The sequence below is a fragment of the Moritella sp. genome, from assembly GCF_033791185.1.
Taxonomy (GTDB): Bacteria; Pseudomonadota; Gammaproteobacteria; order Enterobacterales; family Moritellaceae; genus Moritella.
Genome location: NZ_JASJHF010000232.1, coordinates 1 through 16,886 on the forward strand (window position 1 = coordinate 1; position 16,886 = coordinate 16,886).

The 16,886-nt window shown below is 42.1% G+C and carries 16 protein-coding genes; 12 read left to right on the forward strand and 4 right to left on the reverse strand.

All coding sequences use genetic code 11. The features are described from left to right. Positions 1–35: 35 nt before the first annotated feature. Together QNK26_RS13695 and QNK26_RS13700 are read left to right on the forward strand one after the other, a co-directional pair. Positions 36–1,679: a methyl-accepting chemotaxis protein gene (locus QNK26_RS13695; protein ID WP_319223878.1), complete on the forward strand. Its 1,644-nt coding sequence runs from the start codon at positions 36–38 to the stop codon at positions 1,677–1,679. A 428-nt stretch (positions 1,680–2,107) separates the two neighbouring features. Beyond that, positions 2,108–2,995 (forward strand): hypothetical protein, encoded by an 888-nt coding sequence (locus QNK26_RS13700; protein ID WP_319223880.1) that lies wholly within the window; start codon positions 2,108–2,110, stop codon positions 2,993–2,995. Positions 2,996–2,998: 3 nt separating this feature from the next. Here the strand turns inward: QNK26_RS13700 and QNK26_RS13705 are convergent, their stop codons facing one another. Further along, on the reverse strand, positions 2,999–3,940 hold the full coding sequence (locus tag QNK26_RS13705; RefSeq protein ID WP_319223882.1) for a LysR family transcriptional regulator: 942 nt from the start codon (positions 3,938–3,940) through the stop codon (positions 2,999–3,001). A gap of 188 nt (positions 3,941–4,128) precedes the next feature. Between QNK26_RS13705 and QNK26_RS13710 the strand changes: the two genes are divergently transcribed. From QNK26_RS13710 to QNK26_RS13750, 9 genes are all read left to right on the forward strand, one after another. Continuing rightward, a complete protein-coding gene (locus QNK26_RS13710; protein WP_319223884.1) occupies positions 4,129–4,302 on the forward strand; it encodes a hypothetical protein in 174 nt (57 codons plus the stop codon). After that, positions 4,302–5,516 (forward strand): MFS transporter, encoded by a 1,215-nt coding sequence (locus QNK26_RS13715; RefSeq protein ID WP_319223885.1) that lies wholly within the window; start codon positions 4,302–4,304, stop codon positions 5,514–5,516. The genes QNK26_RS13710 and QNK26_RS13715 overlap by 1 nt, the downstream gene beginning before the upstream one ends. Before the next feature lie 161 nt (positions 5,517–5,677). Continuing rightward, on the forward strand, positions 5,678–6,160 hold the full coding sequence (locus QNK26_RS13720) for a GFA family protein (RefSeq protein WP_319223887.1): 483 nt from the start codon (positions 5,678–5,680) through the stop codon (positions 6,158–6,160). Positions 6,161–6,244: 84 nt separating this feature from the next. Beyond that, a complete protein-coding gene (locus tag QNK26_RS13725; protein ID WP_319223890.1) occupies positions 6,245–7,204 on the forward strand; it encodes a glucokinase in 960 nt (319 codons plus the stop codon). A gap of 30 nt (positions 7,205–7,234) precedes the next feature. Continuing rightward, the gene (gene treR, locus QNK26_RS13730) at positions 7,235–8,185 is read left to right on the forward strand and encodes a trehalose operon repressor TreR (RefSeq protein WP_319223892.1); all 951 of its coding nucleotides are present in this window, start codon (positions 7,235–7,237) and stop codon (positions 8,183–8,185) included. A 180-nt stretch (positions 8,186–8,365) separates the two neighbouring features. Next, positions 8,366–9,820, forward strand: a complete 1,455-nt coding sequence (gene treB, locus QNK26_RS13735; protein WP_319223894.1) for a PTS trehalose transporter subunit IIBC — start codon at positions 8,366–8,368, stop codon at positions 9,818–9,820. A 91-nt stretch (positions 9,821–9,911) separates the two neighbouring features. Beyond that, a complete protein-coding gene (gene treC / locus QNK26_RS13740; protein ID WP_319223895.1) occupies positions 9,912–11,594 on the forward strand; it encodes an alpha,alpha-phosphotrehalase in 1,683 nt (560 codons plus the stop codon). 202 nt (positions 11,595–11,796) lie between these two features. Further along, positions 11,797–12,852 (forward strand): GGDEF domain-containing protein, encoded by a 1,056-nt coding sequence (locus QNK26_RS13745; protein ID WP_319223897.1) that lies wholly within the window; start codon positions 11,797–11,799, stop codon positions 12,850–12,852. A gap of 96 nt (positions 12,853–12,948) precedes the next feature. Further along, the gene (locus QNK26_RS13750; RefSeq protein WP_319223900.1) at positions 12,949–13,572 is read left to right on the forward strand and encodes a DUF938 domain-containing protein; all 624 of its coding nucleotides are present in this window, start codon (positions 12,949–12,951) and stop codon (positions 13,570–13,572) included. Between the two features lie 49 nt (positions 13,573–13,621). Here QNK26_RS13750 and QNK26_RS13755 read toward each other — a convergent pair whose 3' ends face one another. Genes QNK26_RS13755 through QNK26_RS13765 form a run of 3 tightly spaced genes read right to left on the reverse strand, consistent with a single transcriptional unit; the run spans position 13,622 to position 15,850 of the window. Beyond that, a complete protein-coding gene (locus QNK26_RS13755; protein ID WP_319223901.1) occupies positions 13,622–14,329 on the reverse strand; it encodes a pirin family protein in 708 nt (235 codons plus the stop codon). A 48-nt stretch (positions 14,330–14,377) separates the two neighbouring features. Beyond that, entirely contained in the window at positions 14,378–15,364 is a 987-nt protein-coding gene (locus tag QNK26_RS13760; RefSeq protein ID WP_319223903.1) for a glutathione S-transferase family protein, read from the reverse strand. 36 nt (positions 15,365–15,400) lie between these two features. After that, positions 15,401–15,850: a DoxX family protein gene (locus tag QNK26_RS13765; protein WP_319223906.1), complete on the reverse strand. Its 450-nt coding sequence runs from the start codon at positions 15,848–15,850 to the stop codon at positions 15,401–15,403. A 130-nt stretch (positions 15,851–15,980) separates the two neighbouring features. Here QNK26_RS13765 and QNK26_RS13770 point away from each other — a divergent pair, with 130 nt between their 5' ends. Then, positions 15,981–16,871 carry a LysR substrate-binding domain-containing protein gene (locus tag QNK26_RS13770; protein ID WP_319223909.1) on the forward strand — a complete coding sequence of 297 codons (891 nt, stop codon included), beginning with the start codon at positions 15,981–15,983 and terminating at the stop codon, positions 16,869–16,871. Positions 16,872–16,886: the final 15 nt, after the last annotated feature.

A 16,886-nucleotide genomic window follows, 5' to 3' on the forward strand; every position in this document is an offset into this window, starting at 1 on the left:
GGATTAAATAAATATAATAATTAGGACTCGATTTAATGAATTATAATAACTTACCGATTGGTAAAAAATTAGCGCTAGTATTTAGCATGATAGCTTGCGCGATTATAGGCTTAGGCTTATTTTTAGTATCAGAATTACAACATGTTCGTGATAACTTTATAGAGTTCGCAGACTTAACTGTACCGAGTGTTTCACTAGTTAACGAAATAGAGTTAGAAGCAGCTAAAATTCGGGTGGATCAATGGGCAAATATTGCGCAGATGGATTCAGGCGCTTCTGAAGCAGATATACAACAATGGGTGCGCGACGGTGATCGAATGACAGCCAACATCGACAAGCTTCTAGCTGATTATGAAGCCTCGCTATTTTCAGGAGAAGAGACTCAGGTATTTAAGCAAGTTGCACAAGCATGGAAAAGATTACAACAATCTCAAGCTAGCTACGGTCAGTTAATGATCCAGTCAGAAGGTAAGGCTGCCACTAGACTTATTGCAGATACCTTTGGCGAGTATGAATTATTCACAGAAAATCTTGAAAAACTGGCTAAAGTTAATTCTAATTTTATTAAAATAGATAGAAACGCAACCCTTGAACGAGTCAACGCCTCAACAAACTTCACTTATTTCGGTATCGCCGCCACAGCTATATTTATGATATTAATGGATATATTTCTAACGAAAAAAATATGTAATCCAATGATAGAAGTGATGAAACTGGCAAAAGAGATTTCGTCAGGTAATCTTGCGTATCAAATGCAACGTGACAAAATTGGTAATGATGAATTAGGCCAGCTAGCAGACTCTTGTATTGATATGCAAACTAACTTATGCAGTTTGGTCGAGAACATCAATGTTTCAGTCGTCCAATTGAGTTCAGCAATTGAAGAAGTGAGTGCCATTTCAGAACAATCATCACAAGGCATGTCGCAACAGCAAAATGAAATAACGCTTATTGCTACCGCTATGCATCAAATGCAAATGACAGTAAATGAAGTAGCACGCAATACCGAAGATGCATCCTCTTCTGCAACAGAAGCTACAAAAGATGCTGAACTTGGTAGCCAAGACATTCAGCGCAGCATTGTTTCTATCCAGCAAGTATCCGAGGTAATCGAAGATGCCGGAAACATGGTCAATAAATTAGAAGAAAATAGTACTAGCATTGGCATGGTTGTAGACGTTATTCGTGGCATTGCGGATCAAACCAATCTACTTGCCTTAAATGCTGCGATTGAAGCGGCGCGAGCTGGTGAACAAGGGCGTGGTTTTGCTGTCGTTGCAGACGAAGTTCGTACACTGGCAGGACGAACTCAAAGCTCTACTAATGAGATAGTTGAAATTATTGAAAATCTACAATTACAAGCAAGTAAAGCCGGTGTTGCCACAAAACAAAGTTGCGAGATGATCCGAAATTGTGTCACCCAAAGTCAACAAACGGGTGAAAAAATATCAGCAATAGAGTGTGCTATCGGAAAAATTGCCAGTATGAATACTCAGATTGCCAGTGCATGCAGTGAACAAAATTCAGTCACTGAAGATCTAAATCGAAATGTCACTAACATTAATCTATCATCCACCGAAGTTTCCACTGGTTCACAGCACACAGCGCAAGCTTGTATAGAGATAAGTCAATTGTCCGTTGGGCTTCAAACCACAATGGCGCAGTTTAAAGTCGCTTAGCTTTCGCATTACTAACAGGCTATATAACGTGAATAGGCTGTGCACCTAGCGTGCCTCTACAGCGTCAGATTTAGTTATCCACTACTTTTGTGGATAACTAAATGAAAAATTTCACATTATTCAACTAACACGTTTATGCCGCAAAGCTTGCTTGTTCATTTCATTAAAATCGCGTCACCGCAATTCTCCATACATTTCATCGTCAGTGATGTTTGTATAAAACTAATGTATTGATATATATAGGTTCCATGCTTCCACCATTTATTTATAGATCTTCCTGTCAGTTTAACTATAAATCTCGCCACGTATAATATTTAATTTCTACTATAATCAAACTGTTAATACATTCATTTAATGTTTTTGATTTGCAGTTCGTTAACAAACTACTTCTACGCAAGTCTAAATTATAAGCGAGTTAGGAGGCTAAAATGCTCTGGTGGATATGTGGCATAGTGGCGATATTATTGCTTGCGGTAATAATTGCTTGGCGAATATTCACAACGGCTGACGTAATGCTTACGGCTACGTCTAGTATCCGCTCACAAGACGCACTTTCAGACGTTTCTGCCATCGATAACAATGAAGCATATAATTACTTTATCGAAAACTATTACAGAACCAAGGATGTTTCCTTAGTTTCGTCGTCGATGGCATATATAGATCATGATGAAGCGGCGACGGTTGCAAGCATGCTAGGGCCCACCTCCGGGTTTTACAGTGAAGTGTTCCGTGCCAATCCAGATAGACTATTGGGCTGGATACAGGAAATTGATAGTTTATTGCCTAGCGCTAAACAGCTTTTTATTGGTGCCTTGTGGCTGTCAAATAGTCCTGAGGCCAAGAAGTATGTAGAAAAAATAAGGACAAGCATAGCCAGCAATTGGGAACCGATAACCCAGGACATGATCGAAGGTGAACCACTCGATTTAGCGACATATTATCCGCAACATCCGACCGACAACGATATGCTTTTAGGGGCATTCTTTGCGACAGGCAAGCCTAAATATTTGACAAACATTATAGCAGCGTCGACAAATTATAATAATCGGGAAGACTTTATGGTGTTTATGACCGCTGCAACAGCAAAGTGGGCGTTGGCCTCAATCGCGCAAGAGCACAATATCGTTTATACGACACTTGAAGCACATCTGGATAGTTACCATGGCGATGAAAGAGCAATAATTAGTGATATTATTGCAAAATCAAAATTACCATCAGGACCTGAAATGCTCAACGAACAGATGGAAAAGATATTTGCTCAACAAAAAGCACAAGGTCAGTGGTTAGAATACCTGGAAAACATACCGAAGCCTTAGCTCCTATACCAATCCCATATCTTGTACGCGTTTGTCGATTAATCGACCACATTGCTCTTTTAATAAATTACGTAGCCATATCTGCGCCGCTGAGTGTTCACAGCGAGGGTGCCAGATAAGTGAATATTCAAAAGGCTTAAACTCAAAGGGCAAAGGTTTCACAATCAGGTTATGCTTTTCTGCCACTAAATAAGCTAAATCAGCAGGCACTGTGATGATCAGTGGCATCTTATCGACTATGGCTAACGCCGCTTCTAAATGATAAGCCCTTAACACAGTTTGAGGTTGTTGATGGCCACTTAGCGCAGTATCAATCAGCGCTTTAACGCCATCACTAATGGCAATCAATGCATGCGGATAAGCAAGATAATCAGCTAAGGTCAGCTCTTTGTCTGCCAGTGGGTGGGATCTCGATAACATGCAAAAAACACTGACTAACCCCAGTTTTTCGTGCACTAATGGCTCAATACTATGAGTCGGACGACAGATCGCCATATCGCAACCTTCAGCCGTTAATTGCTCAAGCATCTGGCCTTGCTGAAGCGGGGGAAACTCCAGCGAAATATTTGGTGCTTCTTCATAAATGCGCGGTAATGCATAGGGTAAAATCGTCTGCATGGCATAATCGGTGGTGGCGATAGCAAAATGCTGCTGGCATTGTTTTGGATCGAAACTGGTCGGCGACAATAAACTGCGCAGTGATTCTAACGGCTCATTGACTGCGTTACTTATCTCTATCGCGCGTTGTGTCGGTTGCAGGTGTTGGCCCTGACGAATAAAGAGGGGATCATTGAGTAGGGTCCTCAACCGGCCTAATACGCGACTCATCGCTGATTGGCTTAAGTTAAGCCTTGTTGCACTGCGGCTAACACTGCCTTCTTCTATCAACACTTTCAACGCGACCAATAGGTTTAAGTCTCGGCGATAGACTTCTTCAAGATCCATATCTACATCCACAGTATAACTAAAAAGAGGCTCATTATGGCCAACAATAAAAGAGACCGCCAACACTTATTGTAGAATGCAAATTTATAGTTGCGTTTTATGCATATATCTTGTGATTTTTATTCATTTGTTTCATGTATTACCTTTCTTTACTATCCACGCTCATTCTACTGCGATAGGAAACATCAATGTTTTCACAGTCACTTTTTGCACAACTAATACGTATGGTGTTGCTACTCATACTTACCCTGTATGGCGTGCAGCAATGCCAACCATTAATGGATGCATTAGCTAAACATGCAACAAGCGGTGGTTGTCACCAGCAAAATTCACTTAAACACGAACACATGGAACATCATTAATGAGTATTTTTCGTTTTCCTCTTTTAGTTTGGGCAGGCATAGCAATATTAATTGTTAGTTTAGGCATCAGACAGTCGTTTGGTATCTTCATGCAGCCAATTTCAGATACTTTTAATACCGGGCGGGAATTTTTTAGTTTTACCATCGCACTACAAAATCTACTCTTTGGTGTGTTCCAGCCTTTTGTTGGCATGGCATCTGATCGCTGGGGTTCTCGGCGCATCATTATGTTAGGCGCTGTAGCTTATGCCGCAGGCCTATATCTGACCTCACTCACCACCGATCCAAGCTGGTTATATCTTACCCTCGGTACGCTGGTTGGATTTGGATTAAGTGCGACAAGTTACGTTATTATTCTTGGCGCTGTGGCGCGTGTTGTGCCAGCTGAGCACACTGCAAAAGCGTTTGGACTAACAACGGCGGCAGGCTCATTTGGCATGTTTGCCGTGATACCGGGTGCACAATCACTATTGAGTAATTTTGGTTGGCAGAGCGCATTGCAAGTTTTTGCGTTACTGTGCTGCTTGATCATTGCGTTTGCTGCTTTTATAAAGAATAACCAGACTGCCGCTGCGACAAATACCGCCATTGATGATTCTCAAAGTTTAAGGGAGGCGTTAAAAGAAGCGTTTAGTCATCGTGGTTATTGGCTTATCCACGCCGGTTTCTTTGTTTGTGGTTTTCATGTCATGTTTATTGCAACCCATCTGCCTAGTTACCTCGCAGATAAAGGCCTTCCTGTGGCGACAGCTGCAATGGCGTTAGCCTATGTTGGTATTTTCAATATATTTGGCTCTTACTTCTGGGGCGTGATGGGGGATAAGTTCGACAAACGTTATGTCATGACATCCTTGTATTTATTCCGCTCAGTGGTGATTGGCGGGTTTGTGGTATTGCCTGTTACTGTGGATACGGCGTCTATTTTTGGTGCTGCGATTGGTTTTTGCTGGTTAGGCACAGTGCCACTGACCTCTGGTTTAGTCCGCCAGATATTTGGGGCTCGGTATATGTCAACTTTGTATGGACTGGTGTTTTTTACCCATCAGGTAGGGTGCTTTTTAGGTGCTTGGGTTGGCGGGTTAATGTATGACTATTACGGTTCTTACGATCCAATTTGGTGGTTAACCGTTGCCATGGCATTTTGTGCTGCGCTGATCCACTTACCGATTAATGACCGTCCTGTGCCACGCTTAACAGGCGCGAGTGCAACCTGATCAAGGGTAGATAAAGTCGCCATAAACATGAACCGCAAAGTTTGCTAGAGTTGTGAGCCCTATGAGTTAGTACCGTTACAATAGATGTTAGACTAAAATAATACACCTATTAGCGTTAGCTTAAACTTAAACTTAAACTTAAACAACCAAGTGGAAATATTATGTTACTAGAAGGTTCATGCCATTGTGGCGCAGTCAAATTTACCGCTGAATATCCTTATCCATATCCGTTTAATCGATGCTATTGCTCGGTGTGTCGTAAGACTGCCGGTGGTGGTGGCTATGCGATAAATATAAGTGCAATGTCTGATACATTAAAAATAGACGGGAAAGAAAATACCAGTATCTACAATGCCAAAATAAATGGTAAACCAAGCCTTGGCGAACGTATTTTTTGTAAACACTGCGCCAGTGTACTCTGGGTTTATGATCCAAGATGGCCGGAGTTCATTTATCCGTTTGCGTCAGCAATCGACAGCGAGTTGCCAATACCACCAGAGCGCAGCCATATTATGCTTAATAGCAAGGCAAGCTGGGTAGAGGTTGACGCCAAGCAAAATGACAAGTGTTTTGTCGAATACCCCGAAGAAAGCATCGCGCAGTGGCATAAAAGGCTAGAGGGTTCTATAAAGCCCAAGCTATAACTCAGTTCTGCCTAATGTTTATGTTACAATTATTACTGGGATCGGTTCCATTCGGTGTAACTATCAATTATTTAAGGAAAAAAAATGTTATCTGTTGTTGCTGATGTTGGCGGTACGAATATCCGCCTTGCTGTTTGTGACCTTGAAACTGGGGTATTGAGTCAATTAAATGAATTTGCTTGTGCAGAGTTTGCAACACTTGAAGCTGCACTTATTCAATACTGTGCAGTATTGCAGGGTGAAGTAAAACACCTGTGTATTGGTATTGCTTGTCCAGTTGAAAATGATCATGTGGTGATGACTAATTTAAGTTGGGAGTTTTCTAAACAAGCACTTAAAGATAAATTAAAATTAGAGTCGTTATATGTCATTAATGACTACACGGCAATTTCGTTAGCGGTGCCGTTTCTTGCTCCAGAAGACAAAATACAAGTCGGTGGTGGTGAAGGCCAGGCTGATGCGGTAACCGCGGTATTTGGTCCCGGTACGGGACTTGGGGTTTCACACATCGTTAAAACGGCGGGTAAATGGGTCAGTTTAGATGGTGAAGGTGGGCATGTCAGCTTTACCGTTAATACTCGTGAACAGGCTGATATTTTATTCTTATTACAAAAGCAATTTGGTCACGTTTCTGCTGAGCGTATTTTGTCTGGCCAAGGCCTGGTTAACTTATACCAAAGTCTTTGTACCTTATCTGCGCAAGAGGTCAAATTTGACCAGCCTAAAAATGTATCTAAAGCAGCATTAGATGGCAGTTGTGATATCGCCCGCAGGAGTCTGGACGTTTTCTGTCAAGTGATGGGCGGGTTTGCTGGCAACCTCGCGTTAAATCTCGCTTGCACGGGGGGGGTTTATATCGCTGGTGGTATTGTGCCGCGCTTTGCTGATTTATTCCAATCGAGTGAATTCAGACGTTACTTTGAAGAGAAGGGACGTTTTAAAGATTATCTAACCGCGATTCCAACCTTTTTAATCATGCATGATAACCCTGGGTTATTGGGGGCAAGCGTCTATCTTCGTCAAGAGTTAGAGTCTATTAAATAATAAACAAGCATCCTTTAGGCGAATAAATTTATGACTAAAAAACTCACGATTCTTGATATCGCAAAGCTAGCTGGAGTTGGAAAATCGACCGTTTCCCGTGTATTAACGAATGATCCGAAAGTAAAGGATAGTACCAGAGAAAAAGTGGAACTGGTGATTCAAGAGTCTGGGTTTGTGCCATCTAAGTCGGCACAGGTGCTCGGAGGGGGGAGTGCTAAGGTTATCGGTATTATCTTATCCCGTCTCGATTCTGCGTCTGAAAACAGAGTGGTAAGTGGTATTTTAGAAGTGATCTATGCCGCTGGTTATGATGCGGTGATCATGGAAGGTCAGTTTAACGTCGAAAAAACCAATGAGCATTTAGCGGTACTGAAAAAAAGAGACGTTGATGGTGTGATCTTATTTGGTTTTACTGGCTGTGATTTATCTGCAGTCGAAAAGTTAGCACATAGAGCGGTTGTTATTGCCGTTGATAATAACTGTGTTTCATCTGTTGGTTATGATAATTATGGCATTATTGCCAAGGCAATGGCGCACATTCAAGATCAAGGAAAACAACATATTAGTTATATTGGTGTTGATGTAAAGGATAAAACGACGGGGTTAATGCGTCTTAATGCTTATTTGGATTGTTGTAAATCAGCTAATATAGACGTTAATTTTCAAACTGGGCAGCTGAGTTATAAAAGCGCTTATGAGCTCACGGATAGGGTACTGACGCCTGAAACTCAGGCCATTGTTTGTGCCAGTGATACGTTAGCGATGGGCGTTGCGAAACGGCTTCAGGTACTCGAACGTAATGATGTATTAGTGTCTGGTGTCGGTGCTACAGAACTGTTAGCTTTTATTTTTCCTAATACATTCAGTATTGATCCTGGTTATTATGCGGTGGGTAAGACCTCGGCTAATTTGCTGATCAAACAGCTGCGGGGAGAGCGTGAAGTGACCCATTTAACCCAGGAAGCCGCTCTCACTTATTAGCTAAATTCAGTTGCATTTACACTTGGGTGCTAACATTTAGCAATGGCTGATTGATATTACTTTGTGATTGCCACCTCAAAATGGGAGCGCTCCCATTTACCCTTGATAGGGTTTACGTTATGCTTTTTGTCATCGGGAATGCTCCCATTTACTTAAATCGAACAACGGAAAGGTAATGAAATGAGTAAAATTGATCAAAAACAAGTTGAGCGCTTGATTGCACTTATCGGAGGCAAAGGGAATATAGCCAGTGTCAGCCATTGTTTAACACGCCTACGTTTCGCTTTAGTAAACCCTGAGTTAGCCAGCGTCAAAGAAATTGAAAAGATTGCTATGGTTAAAGGCTGTTTTACCAATGCCGGTCAGTTTCAGGTTGTTATTGGAATTGAAGTTGATGAAGTTTATAAAATATTAACTAAGATAACAGGCAGTAAAGCGGCCGATAAAGAAGCGACAAAATTGGCCGCAAGACAAAATATGAACCTGCTTGAACGCGGTATTTCGCATATGGCTGAAATTTTTGTGCCACTGTTACCCGCAATTATCACTGGTGGTTTGATCCTCGGTTTCCGCAACGTGATCGGTGATATCCGCATGTTCGATGGCAAAACCTTAGTGGAAATTAGCCAGTTCTGGGCCGGCGTTCACTCTTTCCTGTGGTTACTTGGTGAAGCGATTTTCCACTTCTTACCTGTTGGTGTTTGTTGGGCAACGGTGAAAAAATTAGGTGGCACACCGATTCTCGGTATCGTACTGGGTATTACATTGGTTTCGCCACAGTTGATGAATGCTTACGGTATTGGTTCGGGAACGCCAGATGTTTGGGACTTTGGTTTCTTCGTGATGGAAAAAGTGGGTTATCAAGCACAAGTTATTCCCGCTATCTTGGCCGGCGTAGTATTGGCTATGATTGAAACCAACCTGAAAAAAATCATTCCGGCCTATTTGTATTTAGTGATAGTGCCATTTATTTCACTGCTGGTTACCGTTGTTTTAGCCCATGCTATTATTGGTCCAATCGGACGTGAAATTGGTAATGGCGTTGGTTACGTTGCTAGAGCTGCAATGACGGGGGATTTTGCCATTTTAGGTTCGATGCTCTTTGGTTTCTTTTATGCGCCATTGGTTATTACCGGTATTCACCACACCACCAATGCGGTTGATTTACAGTTAATGCAAGATATGGGTGGCACGCCAATCTGGCCCATCATCGCCTTATCTAATATTGCCCAAGCTTCTGCTGTTGTCGGTATTATCTGGATCAGTAAAAAACATAATGAACGCGAAATCTCAGTACCTGCAGCCATATCGGCCTATTTAGGTGTAACCGAACCCGCGATGTACGGCATTAACTTAAAATATAAATTTCCAATGTTATGCGCAATGATTGGTTCTGCAGTTGCGGCTGGTATTTGTGGAATGGCGGGGGTGATGTCTAATGGTATTGGTGTTGGCGGGTTACCTGGTATTTTATCGATTCAGCCACAATATTGGGCTGTGTATGCACTGGCGATGTTAGCTGCTATCGTTGTACCGATCGTATTAACCGTTATTCTTTATAACCGCGCTCAAAAAAATGGCGATCTTGAGGACGCGGAGTTAATTGAAGCTGAGGTCGGTTCTGTAAGTCACTAATTACTATCTATCAATAAAAGACGTTACCGGTTGAGTAACCAGTGTTACTCAACGTTTATTAATAATTGGAGAGAGCGAAGAGTTAACCTATATGAATCAAATACAGAAAGACTGGTGGCGTACGGCGACTATTTATCAGATTTACCCGAAAAGTTTTTGTGATAGTGCAGATAAAGGCATCGGGGATATTAAAGGTATCATTTCTAAACTTGATTACCTTAAAACCTTAGGTATTGATGCTATTTGGCTTACCCCTATTTATCAATCACCGATGATTGATAATGGTTATGATATTTCTGATTATTACACGATCAATCCTGATTTTGGTTGCATGGCTGATTTTGATTTGTTGTTGGAAATAGCGCATCAAAAAGGCATGCGCATTATCCTTGATATCGTCGTTAACCATACCTCAACAGCGCACCAATGGTTCAAATCTGCTTTGGGTAATAAAGACAGTGAATATCGAGATTATTATATTTGGAAAGATCCGATTAATGCGCAAGCTCCGACTAATTGGCAGTCAAAGTTTGGTGGCAATGCCTGGGCACTTGATGAAAAAACCAATCAATATTACCTGCATCTGTTTGCTAAAGAGCAAGCTGATTTGAATTGGGAAAACCCCAAAGTTCGCGACGAAGTAAAAGATATTATCAGCTTTTGGGCTGAAAAAGGCGTAGATGGTTTCCGTCTTGATGTGATTAACTTAATCTCAAAGCAGCAAGATTACCAAAATGATTATCAGGGCGACGGCCGCCGTTTTTATACCGATGGACCTCGTGTGCATGAATATCTGCAAGAGATCAGTGATGCGGTATTTAATCAGTACGGCTCGGTAACGGTTGGAGAAATGTCTTCGACTTCACTCGAAGAGTGCCAGCAGTATTCGTCACTTGATGGCAAAGAGTTATCTATGGTGTTTAATTTCCATCATTTAAAAATCGATTATCAAAATGGTGAAAAATGGACTGAAACCCCGTTTGATTTTTTACAGCTGAAATCAATTTTTAATCATTGGCAGCAGGGCATGTCCGGTAAAGGCTGGTCAGCGCTGTTCTGGTGTAACCATGATCAGCCACGTATCGTGACTCGGTTAGGTAACGATCAGGAATATCGTGTGGAGTCCGCTAAAATGCTCGCCACCTCTCTGCATATGATGCAGGGTACGCCTTATGTTTATCAAGGTGAAGAGATTGGCATGACCAATCCTGGTTATACGTCAATTGAGCAATACCGTGATCTTGAAAGCATTAATATGTACGATATTATGCGCCATCAACAGGGTAAAAGTGAACAAGATGTGTTGGCTATTCTTGCCCAGAAATCACGTGATAATTCACGCACACCTATCCAATGGAATAGCGAGAAGCATGCTGGTTTTACCAATGGTACGCCATGGTTGCAGGTTGCGGAAAATTACCCCGACGTCAATGTCGAGCAAGCGCTCAAAGATGAAAACTCAGTGTTTTATTATTACCAGCGTTTAATCGCACTGCGTAAAGAAGTCGCGGTGATCACGACTGGAGATTATACTGATTTAGCCCCGGAACATGCGCAATTATTTTGTTACCGACGTCGCAGTGACCAGCAAACACTTATCTGTATTAATAACTATTATGCTGAGTCTGTAGAATATGCACTGCCAGCAGAGTTAGCGGTTGCAAAAGGCAAATATATTCTTGGGAATTACCCAGGGTTATTAACCGATGACGTGGCGTGTTTAGTTAAACTTAGACCCTATGAATGCCGTGTTTTACTGTTCGAGCATCAGTAATTTAATCAGTGATGGCGGGTGAGAGATAGCCTTTAGCACTTTTAGTGTTAAAGGCTATTTTTTTAGGTTAATTCGTCAAATGAAGGTGAATTTTAGAAAACCGTGGCGCATTATGGCTATTTTTAAACAATACTTATCATCATACATTTCTCGCCTATAATTATGCTTTCCAACAAGGCTCATCGAAATAGAGATATTGCAAATGGAAGTAACCAATAAGCCTAAGCTATCATTGGCTAAACATGGAAAAGAATCTATCTCATTAATTATAGGCAACAGAAAATCGCTGTATGCGATCCTGTTTGTTTCTTCTGGTTTAATTATTCCCCTTGCCGTTAAAAACTATTATTTAGGCTACAACCTTCTGGCATTTTCACTCGTATCTTTTGTTGTTGCGGCTGGTTTTGTTGTACGAGCTCTTCATCGCGGAACGGCCATAACAATGCAGGCTAATATCGTGGTTACTTTGCTGATCGTGTCTATATTTTTGACCATTCATCACTTGGGGGTTGAAGCTATTTATTGGGTGTACCCGATATCTATTTCATTGATCTTTATACTGACCATTAAATCTGCGATTGTATTTAACGTCATCATTATGGGGCTTGTCAGTGGATTCAGTTTTTTAGGCATGGCAATAGAAGAAGCGGCGAGGGTTTCAGTCTCTTATTTGGTCACAGTATTAATATCCTTCGCAATATTAATGCATGTAAATAAACTAAAACAACGTCTCGTTGAAGAGTCAATACGGGACCCGATGACTGGTGCCTACAATAGAAGGCAATTGTCGGTCAATTTAGAGAATTGCCTTGTGCAAAAAAAACGCAATAACATCAATTCTGCAATCTTAATGATTGATATTGATCACTTTAAATACGTCAATGATTCATTTGGACATAATGTCGGTGACGAAGTGATAAAGCACTTAGTGAATATTATAAATGAGTACAGCCGCGAGGGAGACTTATTATTCAGAGTCGGTGGCGAGGAGTTCATATTATTACTACACGATACCAATAGTGATGGTGCGCTGCATGTTGCTGATATGTTGTTAGGGATAGTAGTGGCAAAACAGATGATTTTAAATCACATGGTTACCGTTAGCATTGGTGTATGCGCTTCCTTCGATAATTTGTCACAAGATAAGTGGATTAAGTATGCCGACACTGCACTTTATCATGCCAAAGGTTCCGGAAGAAATCAGGTGCAACTGTACAACTATTGCGATGAATCAAGGGTTATAAACTCAGGCGTTTAAGTTTCGGGATCTCCCCATCGTAAGCTTGAATAACGCCATGGGACAGTGCGGTGGGACAGTGCCGAGGTCCATTTCCTTGCAATACAGCGGTAATTAATGAAAACTGTACAAACTTGTGATTTAGTCAGTGAAATAATGATGCCAAAGCGTTTTAGTCCGTCTTGTGAAAGAAATAAGCAGCCTATCTTCGATCAACTCGCCATTTATTTTAAACATAGTCAGGTGGTGCTAGAAATTGGTTCGGGAACAGGGCAGCACGCCGTATTTTTTGCCCCGCAAATGCCGCACCTTAACTGGCACACCAGTGATATGCCGGAAAATCATGCCAGTGTTAGCGCCTGGATTGCAGAGTTTGGTTCAGACAACATTGCCCATCCAATTGAGTTTACGGTAGGTCAGGATGTTTGGCCATGCATAGAAGTCGATGCGGTATTCACTGCCAACACCACACATATTATGCAACCGCATGAAGCACAAGCAATGATGGCGATGGTCGCCAATAATCTGCCAAGCGGTGGGGTGTTTTGTCAGTATGGCCCGATGATAGTCAATGGTGACTACAGCTGTGATAATGACCGAGAGTTTGACGAATCCTTGCAGCAGAGAGGGTTTGGCGGCATTTGTGATATTCAACAGTTAGAATCATGGGCGAAAGGGATGGTGCTGGTGGCTAAAATACCGATGCCAGCGAATAACTTTTTATTGGTGTGGAACAAGTAATATCCTCTGAAAACCTCTGGCACTTTACGATACCAGAGGTTATGTTCAGTTAGCATGCGTCAATAACGATTATCTCGGCATCAGATAATGCTGTTATCATCATTTCTTGTTGTTTAGTCACTTCTGCGCCATCGCCTTTGTTCATCCGAACCGTTTGTTGATTCGCGGTTATCTCAAACTCACCTGTGGATGCTAAAACATAAGCTTGATGGGTTATGCTATGCGTAAATTGCGCGCCTTTTTTTACCTTACCCCCGAATATTCGCGCATCTTGATTGATGAATAGGGCGTTGTCTTGCTCATCTCGATAGCCTGACACTAATAAGGGGAGCGCGTTGTCATTGGTATTTTTTGGCAATAACTTGCTGTCCCACCTTGGAGTTATATTGTGCTTGTTGGGCTCGATCCAAATTTGATAGAGGGTTAATGGCTCTTTGGTTAAGTTATATTCAGAATGGGTGATCCCAGAGCCCGCACTCATCACTTGCACTTCGCCAGCTCGGGTTACGCCTTTATTGCCCTGACTGTCTTTATGGGTGATCGCACCCGAACGAATGAAGCTAATGATTTCCATGTTGCGATGCGGATGAGCCGGAAAGCCTGTTCCCGCCGCAATGCAATCGTCATTTATCACTCTTAGCGTACCGAAGCCCATTCTTCTCGGGTTGTAGTAATTAGCAAAGCTAAAGTGGTGATTAGCCTTGAGCCAACCGTGGTTTGCCTTGCCAATTTGTTGAAACGGATAGTGTTTTATCATAACTTTACTCTCTATGCTGATGCCACCGTGCTTTTGTCGCGTTTGCCACTATGGCGTTCGGATTAATCGTTCTCGATCATGTGGCTGCATGAAATTTTGTTGTGGACCACGCGGCACAATCAAGGTCGGATTAATGCTGTCATGACTGGCGTAATAATGAATTTTGGTATATTCCAAATCAACCGTACTGGCAATGCCTTGAAACTGAAACAGTTCACGAACATAGTTGCTGATATGGTGAAATTCACTTAATTTATTACGGTTACATTTAAAGTGACCATGATAAACGGCATCAAAGCGCACTAAGGTGGTAAACAATCGCCAATCTGCTTCTGTCAGAGCTTCACCAAGTAAATAACGGCGCTCGCTTAGCTGCATTTCAAGCCAATCTAAACTGGCAAACAGTTCGTCAAATGCTTGGTCGTAAGCGGCTTGTGTTGTGGCAAATCCGGCGCGGTATACCCCATTGTTGATGGTGTGATAAATGCGCTCGTTCATGCTCTCTATTTCCGACTTTAAATTATCTGGATAATAGTCATCATAGTTACCGGTCAGCTCGTTAAACGCGGTATTAAAAATACGAATAATTTCACTCGATTCATTGTTGACGATACTTTGGGTCTTTTTATCCCACAATACCGGTACGGTCACTCGGCCTTGATAGTCCGGCGCCGCTTGCAGGTAAAGCTGGTACATATAATCTTGTTGATAAAGTGAATCACTGTAATCCTTACTGCCATCACCTTGCGTATTGCTATCAAATTCCCAGCCATTACTTAACATTTCAGGTTTCACCACACTGACTGAAATAATATCTTCGAGCTGCTTTAATTGTCTAAAAATTAAAGTGCGATGCGCCCAAGGACACGCTAGTGACACATACAAATGATAGCGGCCTGACTCTACCGGATAACGGCTATTACTCTGGTTCGAAATAGTATCTCTAAAGCGGCTATCTTGGCGTTCAAACTTGCCGTCACTGTTTTTCGTGTCGTACCATTGATCAAGCCATTTACCGTTGACGATTAATCCCATTATCATGCTCCAATTAGGTGTTATTTGATTACGAAATTAATCAGTTAATTTGTTGACGATGACATTATCGATAGCTAAGCGGCCACTGCCTTGGAATACCAATGCGAGGGTGATAGCCAGCAAAGACAGCGCAAACTCATAACCATTGTTACTCATAAACAAACCGTTGTTGATATGGGTACTAAAAATAGCCACAATCATCGTTACTGCAAGTGCTAATGCTGTTGGTCTTGTTAGTAAACCGAGAATAAGCAGAATGCCACCAAAAAATTCAGCACTACCCGCCATCAGCGCCATTAAATAGCCGGGTGCAAGACCGATTGATTCCATCCATTGCCCCGTGCCTGTTAAGCCATAACCACCAAACCAGCCAAATAGTTTTTGGCTGCCGTGTGCAGCGAAAATAATACCGACGATTAAACGCAGAGGTAATGCTGAAAAGTTGTGGTCAGAGGTTAAAACTCGTTTGATAGTTGCTGTGTTCATGTTGTGCTCTCTTGTGTTTGTTTAAGTATTTTTGAATGTGTAGCTATTGTATTTGTTTAACAGTTTTGGAATAACCGCTAAAATTCGTTTAATATGTTCAAAATATTTGAACAATTGTGGGAGAGGATAAATGTACAAATTACCGATAACGATTGAAGCATTGCTAGTGCTCGATGCGATTGATAACCGAGGCAGTTTTGCCGCTGCAGCGGAGCAACTGAATAAAGTACCGTCGGCACTCTCTTACATAGTGCAAAAACTAGAAGAACAATTATCGGTTACCTTATTTGTACGCCAGGGCAGGCGCTCGGTATTAACACCTGCTGGCCGTCACTTATTGGATGAAGGACGAAAAATCCTCGGGGCGGTGAGCCATCTTGCCGAGCAAACGCAAACTATCTCGTATGGCTGGGAGCCTAAAATTCGCATTGCCGTGGATTCTATTTTTGACGTGCAGCAAGTGCTGGAGCCGTTAGCTGTGTTTTTAAATGAACACCCGAATATTGAAATTGATCTGAGTGAAGAAGTGATGAATGGGTCGTGGGAGTCATTAATTGAAGACCGTTGTGACTTACTTATCGGCGCTCCCGCGCCAGTGCCGAGTCAGCAAGGCATAACTACACAGCTGTTAGATGAAGTAGCGCAGGTATTCGTGGTGCCAAAAGGGCATGAGTTAACCCGTTTTACGGCGCCGGTTAGTCATGCTGATATTGCAGATTATCGCACCGTGATAGTCCATGATTCATCCAAGACGAGTATCCCGTGGTCAAGTAATATCATTGAGCAAAGTCGGCATTTCTATGTGGCTTCAGTTGAATATAAGATACAAGCGATTGTTGCTGGGATTGGTATCGCTCACTTACCCAAAAAACGCATTCAACCCTTGTTAAACACTGGCTCGTTGGTTGAAATTAAGCTGGCAGCTGAGCATGAATCAGTCGGCGTTTATCTCGCTTGGAAAACTGCGAACAAAGGAAAGGGTTTACAAAAATTGCGCGCTATTATAGGCCAGTATTGCTAAGCATCTTTCGTAGCC

What these genes read in the sequence shown, in the direction of transcription:
- QNK26_RS13695 (WP_319223878.1), top strand. Translation starts at nt 36, where the DNA reads ATGAATTATAATAACTTACCGATTGGTAAAAAATTAGCGCTAGTATTT.
- QNK26_RS13700 (WP_319223880.1), top strand. Translation starts at nt 2,108, where the DNA reads ATGCTCTGGTGGATATGTGGCATAGTGGCGATATTATTGCTTGCGGTA.
- QNK26_RS13705 (WP_319223882.1), bottom strand. Translation starts at nt 3,940, where the DNA reads ATGGATCTTGAAGAAGTCTATCGCCGAGACTTAAACCTATTGGTCGCG.
- QNK26_RS13710 (WP_319223884.1), top strand. Translation starts at nt 4,129, where the DNA reads ATGTTTTCACAGTCACTTTTTGCACAACTAATACGTATGGTGTTGCTA.
- QNK26_RS13715 (WP_319223885.1), top strand. Translation starts at nt 4,302, where the DNA reads ATGAGTATTTTTCGTTTTCCTCTTTTAGTTTGGGCAGGCATAGCAATA.
- QNK26_RS13720 (WP_319223887.1), top strand. Translation starts at nt 5,678, where the DNA reads ATGTTACTAGAAGGTTCATGCCATTGTGGCGCAGTCAAATTTACCGCT.
- QNK26_RS13725 (WP_319223890.1), top strand. Translation starts at nt 6,245, where the DNA reads ATGTTATCTGTTGTTGCTGATGTTGGCGGTACGAATATCCGCCTTGCT.
- treR (WP_319223892.1), top strand. Translation starts at nt 7,235, where the DNA reads ATGACTAAAAAACTCACGATTCTTGATATCGCAAAGCTAGCTGGAGTT.
- treB (WP_319223894.1), top strand. Translation starts at nt 8,366, where the DNA reads ATGAGTAAAATTGATCAAAAACAAGTTGAGCGCTTGATTGCACTTATC.
- treC (WP_319223895.1), top strand. Translation starts at nt 9,912, where the DNA reads ATGAATCAAATACAGAAAGACTGGTGGCGTACGGCGACTATTTATCAG.
- QNK26_RS13745 (WP_319223897.1), top strand. Translation starts at nt 11,797, where the DNA reads ATGGAAGTAACCAATAAGCCTAAGCTATCATTGGCTAAACATGGAAAA.
- QNK26_RS13750 (WP_319223900.1), top strand. Translation starts at nt 12,949, where the DNA reads ATGAAAACTGTACAAACTTGTGATTTAGTCAGTGAAATAATGATGCCA.
- QNK26_RS13755 (WP_319223901.1), bottom strand. Translation starts at nt 14,329, where the DNA reads ATGATAAAACACTATCCGTTTCAACAAATTGGCAAGGCAAACCACGGT.
- QNK26_RS13760 (WP_319223903.1), bottom strand. Translation starts at nt 15,364, where the DNA reads ATGGGATTAATCGTCAACGGTAAATGGCTTGATCAATGGTACGACACG.
- QNK26_RS13765 (WP_319223906.1), bottom strand. Translation starts at nt 15,850, where the DNA reads ATGAACACAGCAACTATCAAACGAGTTTTAACCTCTGACCACAACTTT.
- QNK26_RS13770 (WP_319223909.1), top strand. Translation starts at nt 15,981, where the DNA reads ATGTACAAATTACCGATAACGATTGAAGCATTGCTAGTGCTCGATGCG.